The organism is Priestia sp. AB, assembly GCF_028369225.1.
In the GTDB taxonomy this organism is placed as follows: Bacteria; Bacillota; Bacilli; order Bacillales; family Bacillaceae_H; genus Priestia; species Priestia megaterium.
In genome coordinates, this window is the sequence record NZ_JAQMYN010000001.1 from 41,938 (window position 1) to 55,302 (window position 13,365).

The following is a 13,365-nucleotide window of genomic DNA, read 5'->3' on the forward strand; positions in this document are numbered from 1 at the left end:
TGGAGAGTTTGTGGAGATAATAAAAAAATTCCCTCAGTATGACTTTCTGAGGGAACGTTTCCTTTATAATGAAGAATCAGATTTCTTAATAGATTTATAATACTGCCCTTTTTCTACATATTCTGTACGAATGCGCTGCATATCTTTTAAATCCTCTTCTGTCAGAGTGCGGATCACTTTAGCAGGTCGGCCGAGTGCGAGAGTATTAGGGGGTATTTTTTTACCGGGAGGCACTAAGCTTCCAGCACCGATAAAAGCACCTTCACCAATTTCCGCACCGTCTAAAATAATAGAACCCATGCCAATGAGCGCGCGTTTGCGGATGATGGAGCTATGTAAAATAACTTGATGTCCTACTGTTACATCATCCTCAATAAGCAAAGGAGCATTTGGGCTTTGATGGAGTGTTGATTGATCTTGTATATTTACTCGTTTACCAATAATCGTAGGTGAAACATCTCCTCTAATAACAGTGTTAAACCAAATGCTGCTTTCTTCACCAATGGTGACATCTCCAGTAATCGTGACATAGTCTGCGATGAAGCAGCTGGGTGCAATGGTAGGCATTTTTTCTTTATACGGATAAATCATCAAATCATCTCCCTTTATTAGTTGAAAAAAAGTAGTAAATCTTCTAATGTAAGTGTACAAAGGTTTTTTAAGCAGGTAAACAAAAAAAGGAAGAAGGAGTAACTCAAATGCATAAATGGGAAGCAGTAAATCCAAAAGGCGTTATTGTCATGGTCCATGGAGCAGCGGAGCATCACGGACGCTATCGCTGGCTGATTGAGATGTGGCGTTCGGTTGGAATGCACGTAATTATGGGAGACCTTCCTGGCCAAGGCTTAACAACAAGAAGAAGAGGACATATCCTATCCTTTGATGAATATGTGTATGAAGTGGAAGAATGGGTACGTGAAGCGCAAAAATATGATTTGCCTATTTTCCTGTTAGGCCACAGTATGGGAGGACTGGCGGTTATTCGTACGCTCCAGACAAAAAACCTTCCTATATGGGGTGCGATTCTTTCCTCTCCTTGTCTAGGATTAAAAGAGCAAGTACCGGCTTATTTAGATATGCTATCTAAAGGGTTAAATAAAGTCATGCCGAACAAACTTTTCGATTTAGGTCTCACTGTTGAAAAAGCAACAAGAAACCAAGAAGTTCGAGATGAAGATGAAAATGACTCACTGTATGTTACAAAAGTTTCTGTAAGATGGTACCGGGAATTGATCCAAGCTGTCAACTTAGCTTTTAAAGATATCGATCGTTTGCCTGATGTCCCGCTTCTTGTGATGCAGGCAGGAGAAGATAAAATTATTGAAAAGCTGATTGTTAGGCAGTGGTTTGATGAAATAGAGCTAAGTGAAAAAATCTACAAAGAATGGTCTCAGCTGTATCACGAAATCTTTAATGAGCCTGAAAGAGAATACGTTTTTACATATGCGAAAAGTTTTGTCGATCTTCACATTTAATAAGTGCGGTAAGAAATTGAGGTGAAAATAAATGAAGATTCCGTCTCATCCTATTTCATTAATGAGAAAAATTTATCGAGAAGTGTTTCCTGTCGTTCATCATGAGCTTAATCATTGGCGCGAACGAGCAAAAGAGATTCCTAATAAAGAATTGCGTACTCAAGCATTGGCAAGTATCGATACAAAAACTTTTCATTGTGAAGGAGGCGGTATCCTATCGATTTTAGCGAAAGAAAACATGATTGAATGCGTGAAATTTATTGTTGCCTACCAAACAATCAGCGATTACTTAGATAACTTATGTGACCGCAGCAATTCGCTAGACCCTAAAGATTTTGCCGCCTTACATGAATCGATGCCAGATGCGTTGACTCCTCATGCACCTCTTGGGGATTACTATCGTTTTCGAGAGGATAAAGACGACGGAGGATACTTAGCCGGACTTGTCCAGACTTGTCAGCAGTCCTTGCGAAAAGCTTGTAATTACCATATAGTCTCTTCACATTTATTAGAACTAGCTAATTATTATTGTGATTTGCAAATACATAAGCATGTTGAAATCAAGGAAAGAGTTCCACGATTAGAGAAGTGGTTCGATGCTCACCGGCACAGTGTTCCTGAAATGGAGTGGTATGAATTTTCAGCGTGCTCTGGTTCAACGTTAGGAATTTTTTGTTTAGTTGCTTATAGCTTTCAAGAAGAGATGACGGAAGAAATGACGCAGAAAATAAAAGCAGGATATTTTCCTTATATTCAAGGCTTACATATTTTACTCGATTATTTAATTGACCAAGAAGAAGATAAAGCAGGAGGAGATTTGAACTTTTGTTTTTATTATCCTCATTATCAGCAAATGATGGATCGCTTTTTGCATTTTGTCGTAAAAGCAGACGAATATGCTAAAAAACTGCCGGATTATCACTTTCACTGCTTTATCTATAAAGGACTCTTGGGCGTTTATTTGTCGGATCAAAAAGTGCGGGCACAAAAACATGTTCATGTGAATGCACGTAGGTTAATAAAAGCGGGGGGAGCCCTCAGCTACTTTTTCTATATCAACGGACGCTTGTACCGAATGTTAAAAAGATAAGCCATATGCGGCTTATCTTTTTTCAATAGCAATGATGAAGGGAGGGTTGTTTTGCTGATTCATGAAACGATATTGTAAAACGTGAACGTCTTTTTGATCAAGATTTTGGACATACATTAGTAAATCGTCTCTTTCTTGTTTCCCTTGTTCGTGTCCATGATAAATAACGAGCACAATCACTCCTTCAGGTGCTAGCAAATCAAGTAACTGCTCAATTGCAGAGATTGTTGTTTCAGAAGTGGTGACAATGTCTTTATCTCCACCTGGTAAATAACCTAAATTAAAGACAGCGCCTGTGACTCGTCCTTTAATAGAACGAGGAAGCATGTTTATATTGCTGTGGCTTTCTTGGATAAGTGTTACTCTGTTTTCTACATGGTGTTCTGTCAATCGCTGTTGAGTTGCTTGAATGGCTTGAGGTTGAATATCAAATCCATATACATGACCTGTATCTCCGACTAAGTTAGCTAAGAACAATGTATCATGTCCATTTCCTGCTGTGGCATCAATCGCGACATCTCCTTGGGCCACAGCATTAGTGAGCAATGTGCGGGCAAAAGGCAGGATACGTTCTATTTTCATCTTTCCATCAACTCTTTTTCGTAATATTTTCCTTGATAGCTTTGACGACGTTGGAGCTCTTGATCAATGGCATTTAATACGCTCCACTTATTTACGCTCCACATCGGTCCAACCATGAGGTCTATCGGTCCATCGCCTGTAATACGATGAACAATCATCTCAGGAGGGATTACTTCGAGCTGATCGCATACAAGCTTTACGTATTCTTCAAATGAAAGAAATTCAACAAGGCCCTTTTCATACTGTTTGACCATAGGAGTTCCTTTTAGTAAATGAAGCAGATGAATCTTAATTCCTTGAACGTCTAATTTTGCTACTTCACGTACGGTTTCCATCATCATATCAGGTGTTTCTAAAGGCAAGCCATTAATGATGTGAGAACATACGCGAATACCGTGTTTTCGAAGCTTTGCTACCCCATCTACATAGCATTGATGATCGTGTGCCCGGTTAATAAGCAGTGAAGTTCGTTCATGAACAGTTTGCAGTCCAAGTTCTACCCATAGATAAGTTCGTTCATTTAATTCAGCCAAGTATTCCACCACATCGTCGGGGAGACAGTCAGGGCGCGTGGCGATAGAAAGCCCAACAACTCCGGGAAGCTTTAAGACGGCTTCATATTTTTCACGAAGCTCCTCGACAGGAGCATGAGTATTAGTAAATGCTTGAAAATAAGCAACGTATTTTCCGTCTTTCCATTTATGATGCATTTTTTCACTGATTTCATTAAATTGTGTCACGAGGTCATCCGCTCTGTTTCCGGCAAAATCCCCTGAGCCGGCAGCACTGCAAAACGTACAGCCGCCGTGAGCTACCGTGCCGTCTCTGTTTGGACAATCAAATCCTCCATCTAAGGCTACTTTAAATACCTTATGGCCAAAGTGGTTACGTAAGTGGTAATTCCAGGTGTGATAACGTTTGTTTTCAGATTTATACGGAAATGGGTTTGTCTGACTCAAATCAGCAACCTCCTTTTTACATGCAATATACATCAACAAATTGTATCAAAAACGTGAAAAAGTGCCAAACAAATTTAAGGATGCTTATATTTAACAGGTTCTTCTTGTCGTAAAGGGAAGTAAAGTTGCGCAAAATAAGACAGAAATGAACGAATAGGAGGAATAGAGAATGACAACTCGTCAAGCAGTGGATCAACTTATGCAACAGTGTGAAGATGCTATTCGCTTTGGACAAGGTCAGTTGCAGGAAGGCATGAAGCAAGAACATTATAACGACACTGAATATACAAAAGCACAGGAAAAATTAGAAAATGCTTATAAAGAAATTGAAGAGTTTTCTCACAGTGCAAATGCACAGCAAAGAGAGCAGCTATATCGCATGCGCCTGCAAGTTCAGCAGCTGCAAAATAAATTGATCACAACTCAGCATTAAGGAGAGGATTTTATGGCAACGCGTTCAAATCAAAATAATCCGGAACAAAAAACAAAAAACGGGATCAACAGCAATGACATTGAGCTAGGAAAAGATTTTGATCCGGTAAAAGAATTAAAAGCACGAAACAGCAAGCGTGCACAGCCGGTTCGTTCGAAGCAAAAATAAGCGATAAAAAGGTGATTTTGCATGATATTGTCATGTGGAATCACCTTTTTAAATAGTCAGCGAATTTCAAATAAATTGTCTATATGTAAAAGCATTGCGAACCCTTTAAGAAAAGACTAGAATGTACGTTGGCATTCGAATAGATAGGGGGGAGATCAATGCCCAAATCACTTTGGTTTTTGATTATTGGTATGCTTGTAAACGTAACGGGAGCTTCGTTTTTATGGCCTCTCAATACAATTTATATAAATGAACATTTAGGAAAGTCGTTATCTGTCGCAGGAGTGGTTCTTATGCTGAATTCTGCGGCAAGCGTAGTAGGAAATTTGCTTGGAGGAACGCTTTTTGACAAAATCGGAGGATATAAATCCATTTTATCAGGAATTATTATTACTCTTATTGCATTAGTGGGACTCGTGTTTTTCCATGGTTGGCCTACATACGTTGTTCTCTTGGTTGTTGTAGGGTTTGGATCTGGTATTGTGTTTCCATCTATGTATGCAATGGCAGGGTCCGTTTGGCCACAAGGCGGAAGAAAAGCATTTAATGCGATGTACGTTGCTCAAAATGCAGGAGTAGCTATTGGCGCCGCGGTAGGGGGCATTGTAGCGTCTTATTCATTTACGTATATTTTCTTAGCTAATACAATTTTATACGTTATTTTTCTGCTTATTGCTATTTTTTCATATCGTCATATTTCGGTTACCGTTGGACAAACGAATGTCCTTAATGAAGCAGGGAGCATTGGGCATAAAACGAAGCTGACTGCTCTTCTTATTTTATGTACGGGGTATGTCTTATGCTGGGTGGCGTATGTTCAGTGGCAAACAACGATTGCTACGCATACGCGTGAGCTGAATATACCTCTTTCTAGCTACAGTTTGCTTTGGACAATTAACGGGATTTTAATTGTAGTCGGTCAGCCTTTGATTGTACCCATCATTCAAAAAGTAGCAAAAACATTAAAAGTACAGGTCCTAATTGGAACGGTTATTTTTGTGGCTTCTTTTGTTATCGTGGTGAATGCTACAACATTTCCGCAGTTCTTAACAGCAATGGTTGTGTTAACAATTGGAGAAATGTTCGTTTGGCCAGCCATTCCGGCTGTTGCAAGTCAGTTGGCTCCATCTGGAAAAGAAGGATTTTATCAAGGTGTAGTTAACAGCATGGCTACTGCAGGTAAAATGATTGGTCCTCTCTTTGGAGGCGTTATTTTCGATGCGTTTAATATGTCTACACTGTGCTATTTATTAATTGGACTATTGCTATTCAGCATGTGTACAACATGGATATACGATTATAAATTAAAAGAAAAACGTCAGCGTTCATTAACCATCTCTAAATAAATAGAGATGGTTTTATTTTTGACTGTTTAATAAACGTAGGAATGTCTTCAGTATTCCTTTAATAATATAGTAAGGGTTGTGACAAGCAAAGAAAGGAGTATATACCTGTAAATATGTAAGCGTTTTCTAATTATATGACTTCATGGGGGGCTAAACATGCTTAGTATGATTGGATTAATTGGAGGATTATTGCTGCTCATTGTATTAACGATGAGAGGCATGAATTTATTTATAGCAGGTCCGCTCAGTGCTTTAGTTGTTGCGTTAACAAGCGGAATGCCTTTATTTCCACAGCTGGTGAAAGAAGGAGAAGCGAATTTTGTTGGAAATTACATGTCTGGTTTCACAGGATTTATTGCTTCTTGGTATTTAATGTTTCTATTGGGCGCCGTCTTTGGAAAAGTGATGGAAGACAGCGGGGCTGCTGATAGTGTTTCTCGCTGGATTGTCAGTAAACTAGGAATGAAAAGAGCAGTGTTGGCGATTGTACTTGCCTGTGCGGTCTTAACATACGGAGGAGTCAGTCTGTTTGTAGTAGCATTCTCTGTCTATCCAATGGCTTTAAGCTTATTCAAACAGGCCGATTTGCCGAGGCGGTTTATCCCTGCTGCTTTAGCATTCGGTTCCGTTACGTTTACGATGACCTCGGCTGGATCGCCTGAAATCCAAAACTGGATTCCAATTGAATATTTAAAGACTAGTCCGTATGCAGGATGGGAAGTTAGTTTAGTTGTAGCAGTAGTGATGGCCGTATTCGGCTACTGGTGGTTAAAGCGCTTGATTTCAAAAGCAGTTAAAAATGGAGAGCGTTTTATATCACGCAAGAAAGATCCAGTAGTAACGGAAAATCAGTCTCTTCCTAATCCTTTATTAAGTTTGCTTCCGCTTGTGGTCGTGCTCATTATTTCTTTTGCACTTCATAAGCCACTTCAGCAATCTGCGCTGATTGTCGCACTTTTAAGCGGGATCATTGTCACTTATATTGTGAACCGAAAGCATTTTAAAGGATTTTGGAATGCAGCTTCAGAAGGAACGCTGGGTGCGTTAATTGCTATTGGGAATACAGCCGCTGTCGTAGGTTTTGGAGGAGTTGCTAAGGCTGTTCCCGCGTTTGGAGTGGCTGTAGATGCCATGACGCATATTCCAGGAAGTCCGTTGATTGGAGGAGCTATTGCCGTGAGTGTTATCGCGGGGATGACAGGTTCGGCTTCAGGAGGTCAGGCGATTGCTTTGCCAATTTTAGCACCTCACTATCTAGATGCTGGTGTAAATCCAGAAGCTCTCCATCGCGTAGTAGCTATTTCCTCTGGAGTATTAGATTCCTTGCCTCATAATGGTTATGTCGTAACAACAATTAATTCTATTTGCGGAGAAACTCATAAAGATGCGTATGGATCAGTTGCAGCAATGACGGTGATTGTGCCGCTTGTTGGTCTTGTACTTGCGATCATCCTGTTTTCTTTTGGATTTGGCATTTAATAATAGCAGCTAAAGAAAATAGGGACTGGGATAAAAGTATTTTAGTTGAAGGAAGATCCGAACGATGAATCGTTCGGATCTTTTCATGTTTATGGTGAACGTAGGTTTCATTTATTTAGGTGCTTCTAGCTGCGGAGTGGAGGGCAAGGTAAAGACTCCTGAAGTAGGTGAGACTTCGCATGAGTGTAAGAAACGAGGAGGCTCATCGGCCGCCAGCGGAAAGAGAAGTCTTGCACGGAAATCAACAGCGGTGTAACCAAGAAATTCATACTAGCGCATTTATCCCATTTGTTCGTCTTTAAATTGGATTGATTTAATTATGTCTCAATCCTTTTTTGTTTGGCCGTGGATGTATGTTTTTGGGAGAAGTTGTTTATATATAAGAATGAAAGAGAGGATTTAGCAACAAAGCAGTGCTGCATTGCAGAAACTTTTACAAAATCCCTTGAACAACTTGCAGTTTACGAACATATTATTTACAATACAAGGTAGTATGATGTAAAAACTATGATAAGGAATAGTAGTGAACGAAGCGAGCTAAGAGAGCTGACGGGTGGTGCGAGTCAGCAAACGAGCGTTCATGAACTCACCTTGGAGTTGTAAATGTGAAGTAAAGTAACATTTGCCGTCTATCCGCGTTAAGGAAAATGAGTGAGTACATAATTGTGCTAATTTGGGTGGTACCGCGGGAAGTTTATTCAACCTCTCGTCCCTTTGTTTGAGGGATGAGGGGTTTTTTAGTTTAATTAAATACAGCTGGAGCGTACAAGGAGGATTATGTATGGCTTTTAATCATGAAAAGATCGAACAAAAATGGCAAAAAGTTTGGGAAGAAAATAAAACATTTAGAACAACAGAAGATGAAGGAAAGCGTAAATTTTACGCATTAGATATGTTCCCTTATCCATCTGGGGCTGGTTTACACGTCGGGCATCCAGAAGGTTATACAGCAACGGATATTTTATCTCGTATGAAGCGTATGCAAGGATACAATGTACTTCATCCGATGGGATGGGATGCATTCGGACTACCTGCTGAACAGTATGCATTAGATACAGGAAACGACCCGGCTGAATTCACTGAACTTAACATTAATAATTTCCGTCGTCAAATCAAATCGTTAGGTTTCTCTTACGATTGGGAGCGAGAAATTAATACAACTGATCCAAACTACTACAAATGGACACAGTGGATTTTCTTACAGCTATATAAAAACGGCTTAGCTTATGTGGATGAAGTAGCTGTTAACTGGTGTCCTGCTCTAGGAACAGTACTTGCGAACGAAGAAGTTATTGACGGCAAAAGTGAGCGTGGGGGACATCCGGTTGAGCGTCGTCCAATGAAGCAGTGGATGCTTAAAATCACAGCTTATGCAGATCGTTTACTAGAAGATTTAGATGAGCTTGATTGGCCAGAAAGTATTAAAGAAATGCAGCGCAACTGGATTGGCCGCTCTGAAGGAGCTCACGTGCACTTCACAATCGATGGATACGAGGACACATTTACTGTGTTCACAACGCGTCCTGACACGCTATTTGGGGCAACGTATGCCGTTTTAGCACCTGAACATCCGTTTGTAGAAAAAATTACAACAGCCGAACAAAAAGAAGCGGTAGAAGCTTATTTAGATCAAATTAAAAGCAAAAGCGATTTAGAACGTACAGACTTAGCTAAAGACAAAACTGGCGTATTCACTGGTGCTTATGCAATTAACCCTGTAAACGGCGAGAGAATGCCAATTTGGATTGCTGACTATGTTCTAATGAGCTATGGCACAGGTGCAATTATGGCTGTTCCGGCTCATGATGAGCGTGATTATGAATTTGCTGTTAAATTTGAACTGCCGATTAAAGAAGTAGTAGCGGGCGGAGACGTTTCAAAAGAAGCTTATACAGGCGACGGCGAGCACGTTAATTCAGACTTCTTAAATGGTTTAGATAAAGAAGAAGCCATTTCAAATATGATTCAGTGGCTTCAAGCAAATGAAAAAGGTGAAAAACAAGTAACATACCGTCTGCGTGACTGGTTATTCAGTCGTCAGCGCTACTGGGGTGAACCAATTCCTGTTATTCACTGGGAAGATGGCACAACGACTGCAGTTCCTGAAGATCAGCTTCCGCTTGTGTTACCAAAAACGACTGAAATCAAACCGTCAGGCACAGGTGAATCTCCGTTAGCAAACATTGATGACTGGGTGAACGTTGTAGATCCGGAAACAGGCAAAAAAGGGCGCCGCGAAACAAATACAATGCCTCAATGGGCAGGCAGCTGCTGGTATTACTTACGCTACATTGATCCAACAAACAGTGAAGCGTTAGCAGATGCAGATAAATTAAAAGAATGGTTGCCGGTTGATATTTATATCGGTGGAGCTGAACACGCTGTTCTTCACTTATTATATGCTCGTTTCTGGCATAAGTTTTTATATGATATCGGCGTAGTTCCAACAAAAGAGCCGTTCCAAAAACTGTTTAACCAAGGTATGATTCTTGGAGAAAACAACGAAAAAATGAGTAAGTCAAAAGGTAACGTTGTAAACCCAGACGAGATCGTAGAAAGCCACGGAGCAGATACGCTTCGCCTTTATGAAATGTTCATGGGGCCTTTAGATGCGTCAATCGCCTGGTCAACAAAAGGGCTTGATGGTGCACGCCGTTTCTTAGATCGTGTATGGCGCTTACTTGTTGACGATAACGGTGAATTAAGCAGCAAGGTTCAAGAAAGCAATGACACTACGCTTGAACGCGTGTATCACCAAACGGTGAAAAAAGTAACGGAAGATTATGAAGGCCTCCGTTTTAATACAGGTATCTCTCAGCTTATGGTATTCATCAATGATGCATACAAAGTTGACGTGCTGCCAAAGCAATACGTAGAAGGATTTGTGAAGCTATTAGCACCAATTTGTCCTCATACGACTGAGGAATTATGGAGCAAACTAGGTCACGAAGATACAATTTCGTATGAGGCTTGGCCTGCGTTTGACGAAGCAAAACTTGTAGATGATGAAGTGGAAATTGTCGTTCAAATTAACGGTAAAGTACGTGCGAAAGTAAACGTACCTGCTGAGGCGTCTCGTGAAGAGCTTCAAGATATTGCAATGGCTAATGAAGATGTTCAAGAGTTCATTGAAGGTAAGACAGTGCGCAAAGTGATTGCTGTGCCTGGTAAATTAGTAAACATCGTAGCTAATTAAGTATTGATGTAGAACAGAACCCCTGACAGCTCTTTAGTCAGGGGTTCTGTTCTAGACCTAAGTGCCTGATGTCCGCCTTTCGGGTTGACATCAGGCGCTTAGTCAAACCTTTAACTACGATTGGAAAAGCTTAGGCAGGCTGCTGCTTAAGCTTTTCTTATTTAGTGGCATAAAGGTATTTGAATTTGCTACAATAGCGATAGCAAGCTGAATGAAAGAATAGAGAGGAATGACGAAGATGGAAGAAGTAAAAGTAATTACGCCTGAAGAACTTCAAAAACGCGTTGAAAATGGAGAAGAACTTCATTTAGTTGATGTGCGCGAAGATGAAGAAGTAGCAGAAGGAATGATTCCAACTGCTAAACACATTCGTATGAATGATATTCCAGGTAATGTGGATTATTTCGATAAAGACAAAGAATATATTTTCATTTGCCGTTCGGGCCGCCGCAGTGAAAACGTATGTTACTACCTTCAAGAACAAGGATATAAAGTAACAAATATGGTTGGCGGTATGTTAGAGTGGGAAGGGAAAACGGTTAATAAATAAAAAAGAGGCTGGGACAAAAGTATCTTAGCTGAATTGAAAAATGAACCATTGATCAACATGTTTGATTAGTGGTTCATTTTTTTTGTTAGGGAGAACATAGGTTTTATTTGTTTCGTTTCTTCTAGCAGCTGATTGGAAGGCAAGGCGAAGACTCCTGCGAGAAAAGCGGAACAGGTGAGACCCCCCAGGAGCGCAAGCGAGGAGGAGGCTCACCGGCCGCCCGCGGAAAGCGAAGTCTTGCAAGGAAATCGACTGCCGTGTTACAAGCGGTTCAGCTCATGTATCCCATTTGTTCGTCTTTAGATTGAGTTCATTTCGTTATGTCTCAACCTCTTTTTTGAATGACACTTCTGCCATCCGACTAAAATGATAGCAGGAAAACAAATGATGACTAAATCTATAAAAGCCCTCATAAAAATAGAGGTAGTAAGAGATTGAAAATCAGTACAAAAACCATCATCAAGAGAAACAGTCCATTCTGATTGAAACAAATTTGATAGGACAAGGTGGTAGAAGCTGTGATACAAGTAAAAATGTTTGATAAAGAGCATGAAAAAGATTTAGAATTTGCGGTGAACCGATTTTTACGGAAACTAGAGGATGAAGACGTCGTTGATATTAAATACCAAGTGACAGTGGATGTTGATCGTGATGAGCAGGTGTACTGTTTTTCAGCCATGGTTATGTATAAAGCCTAGCATATTATGCTAGGCTTGTTGCAAATTCTCCTGCATTACTTCCAGCCAAACGGCCTGTTACAAGAGCAGAAGTGATATTGTATCCTCCAGTGTATCCATGGATATCAAGAATTTCCCCGCAGAAGTAAAGGCCTTGCATAAATTTCGAAGACATTTCTTTTGGGTGAATTTCTTTAACAGATACGCCGCCTCCTGTGACGAATGCTTTTTCTAAAGAAAGCGTGCCGTTTACAGCAAATTCAAATCGTTTGCACAGTCTTGCAAATTCTCTCAGTTTCTCATGCTGAAGCTGTCCTGTTAGCGCTTGGCTATCAATGCTTGCTTGCTCGAGTAAAAACAATAGATAGCGTTCAGATACAAAACCTTTTAAGACATTTTTAATTGCTTTTTTCGGCTCTTCTTTTGTTGTTTTAACTAATTTTTGGAAAATATCTTCGTCGTTTTGGCTAGGAAATAAATCAAGAGACATTTGAACAGTATTGCTTTTTTGTTTCTTTAACTCTTTAACAACATATTGGCTGCAGCGAAGAGCGGCAGGGCCAGAGATGCCAAAGTGAGTGAAAATCATATCCATTTGATGAGTAATGACAGGCTTCCCTTTTTTATTAAGCACGCTTAGTCCTACATTGCGAAGCGATAGACCTTGAAGCGTTTTGGTTTTAATAAAGTGTTCGCTAGATGTAATAGGAACTTCTGTTGGGTAAAGTTCAGTAATTTTATGCCCCGCATCTTTTGCCCATTGATAACCGTCTCCTGTGGAACCTGTATGAGGTACTGATTTTCCACCTACTGCAATCACAACGCTTTTCGTTTGGATTGCTTCCCCGTTTTGAAGCACAACTTCTTTCACGGTGTTGTTCTCATAGTGTACGCGTTTAACGGCTGTGTTTGTGCGAATTGTCACACGAAGACGGTGAAGTTCGCTAATTAATGCGTCAACAACAGATTGCGCTTTATTGCTGACCGGAAACATACGGCCGTGATCTTCTTCTTTTAATTTAATTCCAAGGCCTTCAAAATAAGAGATGATATCTTCGTTATTAAAAACAGAAAACGCACTGTATAAAAAGCGTCCGTTTCCTGGAATGTGTTTAATAAGTTCATCAATGGGAAGACGGTTTGTCACATTACAGCGTCCGCCTCCAGAAATGGCAAGCTTTCGTCCAAGTTTATTGCCTTTATCAATTAATAATACGTTTGCACCTGACTCACCAGCTGCAATCGATGCCATCAAACCAGAAGGTCCTCCTCCGATTACGACTACATCATATATCATACTTTCACCAACCTGTCTATTCTTAAAAAATTTTAGTTTGTTCACTGACAAATCTCTCAACATTGGATAAAATGGGCTATAGTCTTTGTTTTTTTAGTTTGTTGACGAGTGCG

Annotated in this window: 15 protein-coding genes and 1 other annotated feature; of the genes, 11 read left to right on the forward strand and 4 right to left on the reverse strand. The window is 40.2% G+C overall.

Annotation, left to right across the window (positions count from 1 at the left end; all coding sequences use genetic code 11):
* Positions 1-63 precede the first annotated feature (63 nt).
* On the reverse strand, positions 64-591 hold the full coding sequence (locus tag POF52_RS00220) for a gamma carbonic anhydrase (RefSeq protein ID WP_014457969.1): 528 nt from the start codon (positions 589-591) through the stop codon (positions 64-66).
* Between the two features lie 107 nt (positions 592-698).
* Between POF52_RS00220 and POF52_RS00225 the strand changes: the two genes are divergently transcribed.
* Together POF52_RS00225 and POF52_RS00230 are read left to right on the forward strand one after the other, a co-directional pair.
* Positions 699-1,475, forward strand: coding sequence for an alpha/beta fold hydrolase (locus POF52_RS00225; protein ID WP_013059532.1), 777 nt, complete (start codon positions 699-701; stop codon positions 1,473-1,475).
* A gap of 31 nt (positions 1,476-1,506) precedes the next feature.
* Complete coding sequence (locus tag POF52_RS00230; RefSeq protein ID WP_271989021.1) at positions 1,507-2,565, forward strand: tetraprenyl-beta-curcumene synthase family protein; 1,059 nt, start codon at positions 1,507-1,509, stop codon at positions 2,563-2,565.
* Positions 2,566-2,577: 12 nt separating this feature from the next.
* On the opposite strand, the gene POF52_RS00235 is transcribed toward POF52_RS00230, so the two are convergent.
* Positions 2,578-3,147: a class I SAM-dependent methyltransferase gene (locus POF52_RS00235; protein ID WP_271989023.1), complete on the reverse strand. Its 570-nt coding sequence runs from the start codon at positions 3,145-3,147 to the stop codon at positions 2,578-2,580.
* Positions 3,144-4,106, reverse strand: coding sequence for a TIGR01212 family radical SAM protein (locus POF52_RS00240; RefSeq protein ID WP_013085255.1), 963 nt, complete (start codon positions 4,104-4,106; stop codon positions 3,144-3,146). Before POF52_RS00240 ends, POF52_RS00235 begins: the two co-directional genes overlap by 4 nt.
* Before the next feature lie 169 nt (positions 4,107-4,275).
* Between POF52_RS00240 and POF52_RS00245 the strand changes: the two genes are divergently transcribed.
* The 9 genes from POF52_RS00245 (at position 4,276) to POF52_RS00280 (ending at position 11,976) form a co-directional block, all read left to right on the forward strand.
* Positions 4,276-4,539, forward strand: coding sequence for a YtzC family protein (locus POF52_RS00245; RefSeq protein WP_013059528.1), 264 nt, complete (start codon positions 4,276-4,278; stop codon positions 4,537-4,539).
* Positions 4,540-4,551: 12 nt separating this feature from the next.
* Positions 4,552-4,707, forward strand: a complete 156-nt coding sequence (locus tag POF52_RS00250; RefSeq protein ID WP_013059527.1) for a hypothetical protein — start codon at positions 4,552-4,554, stop codon at positions 4,705-4,707.
* A 158-nt stretch (positions 4,708-4,865) separates the two neighbouring features.
* Positions 4,866-6,053, forward strand: a complete 1,188-nt coding sequence (locus tag POF52_RS00255) for an MDR family MFS transporter (RefSeq protein ID WP_029319939.1) — start codon at positions 4,866-4,868, stop codon at positions 6,051-6,053.
* Positions 6,054-6,209: 156 nt separating this feature from the next.
* On the forward strand, positions 6,210-7,532 hold the full coding sequence (locus POF52_RS00260) for a GntP family permease (protein WP_013085253.1): 1,323 nt from the start codon (positions 6,210-6,212) through the stop codon (positions 7,530-7,532).
* Between the two features lie 64 nt (positions 7,533-7,596).
* Entirely contained in the window at positions 7,597-7,788 is a 192-nt protein-coding gene (locus POF52_RS00265; RefSeq protein ID WP_271989029.1) for a hypothetical protein, read from the forward strand.
* Positions 7,789-8,030: 242 nt separating this feature from the next.
* Positions 8,031-8,249: a binding site (T-box leader), on the forward strand.
* A 64-nt stretch (positions 8,250-8,313) separates the two neighbouring features.
* The gene (gene leuS / locus POF52_RS00270; protein WP_013085251.1) at positions 8,314-10,728 is read left to right on the forward strand and encodes a leucine--tRNA ligase; all 2,415 of its coding nucleotides are present in this window, start codon (positions 8,314-8,316) and stop codon (positions 10,726-10,728) included.
* A 238-nt stretch (positions 10,729-10,966) separates the two neighbouring features.
* Complete coding sequence (locus tag POF52_RS00275; protein WP_013085250.1) at positions 10,967-11,278, forward strand: rhodanese-like domain-containing protein; 312 nt, start codon at positions 10,967-10,969, stop codon at positions 11,276-11,278.
* Between the two features lie 128 nt (positions 11,279-11,406).
* Complete coding sequence (locus POF52_RS31100) at positions 11,407-11,586, forward strand: hypothetical protein (RefSeq protein WP_081715124.1); 180 nt, start codon at positions 11,407-11,409, stop codon at positions 11,584-11,586.
* 210 nt (positions 11,587-11,796) lie between these two features.
* Entirely contained in the window at positions 11,797-11,976 is a 180-nt protein-coding gene (locus POF52_RS00280) for a sporulation protein Cse60 (protein ID WP_013059521.1), read from the forward strand.
* A 4-nt stretch (positions 11,977-11,980) separates the two neighbouring features.
* Here POF52_RS00280 and POF52_RS00285 read toward each other — a convergent pair whose 3' ends face one another.
* Positions 11,981-13,252, reverse strand: a complete 1,272-nt coding sequence (locus POF52_RS00285) for an NAD(P)/FAD-dependent oxidoreductase (protein WP_271989031.1) — start codon at positions 13,250-13,252, stop codon at positions 11,981-11,983.
* Positions 13,253-13,365: the final 113 nt, after the last annotated feature.

Coding starts and splice junctions, on each gene's coding strand:
- POF52_RS00260 (WP_013085253.1), top strand. CDS start 6,210: ATGCTTAGTATGATTGGATTAATTGGAGGATTATTGCTGCTCATTGTA.
- POF52_RS00275 (WP_013085250.1), top strand. CDS start 10,967: ATGGAAGAAGTAAAAGTAATTACGCCTGAAGAACTTCAAAAACGCGTT.
- POF52_RS00225 (WP_013059532.1), top strand. CDS start 699: ATGCATAAATGGGAAGCAGTAAATCCAAAAGGCGTTATTGTCATGGTC.
- POF52_RS00255 (WP_029319939.1), top strand. CDS start 4,866: ATGCCCAAATCACTTTGGTTTTTGATTATTGGTATGCTTGTAAACGTA.
- POF52_RS00230 (WP_271989021.1), top strand. CDS start 1,507: ATGAAGATTCCGTCTCATCCTATTTCATTAATGAGAAAAATTTATCGA.
- POF52_RS00285 (WP_271989031.1), bottom strand. CDS start 13,252: ATGATATATGATGTAGTCGTAATCGGAGGAGGACCTTCTGGTTTGATG.
- leuS (WP_013085251.1), top strand. CDS start 8,314: ATGGCTTTTAATCATGAAAAGATCGAACAAAAATGGCAAAAAGTTTGG.
- POF52_RS00245 (WP_013059528.1), top strand. CDS start 4,276: ATGACAACTCGTCAAGCAGTGGATCAACTTATGCAACAGTGTGAAGAT.
- POF52_RS00235 (WP_271989023.1), bottom strand. CDS start 3,147: ATGAAAATAGAACGTATCCTGCCTTTTGCCCGCACATTGCTCACTAAT.
- POF52_RS00220 (WP_014457969.1), bottom strand. CDS start 591: ATGATTTATCCGTATAAAGAAAAAATGCCTACCATTGCACCCAGCTGC.
- POF52_RS00265 (WP_271989029.1), top strand. CDS start 7,597: ATGAATCGTTCGGATCTTTTCATGTTTATGGTGAACGTAGGTTTCATT.
- POF52_RS00250 (WP_013059527.1), top strand. CDS start 4,552: ATGGCAACGCGTTCAAATCAAAATAATCCGGAACAAAAAACAAAAAAC.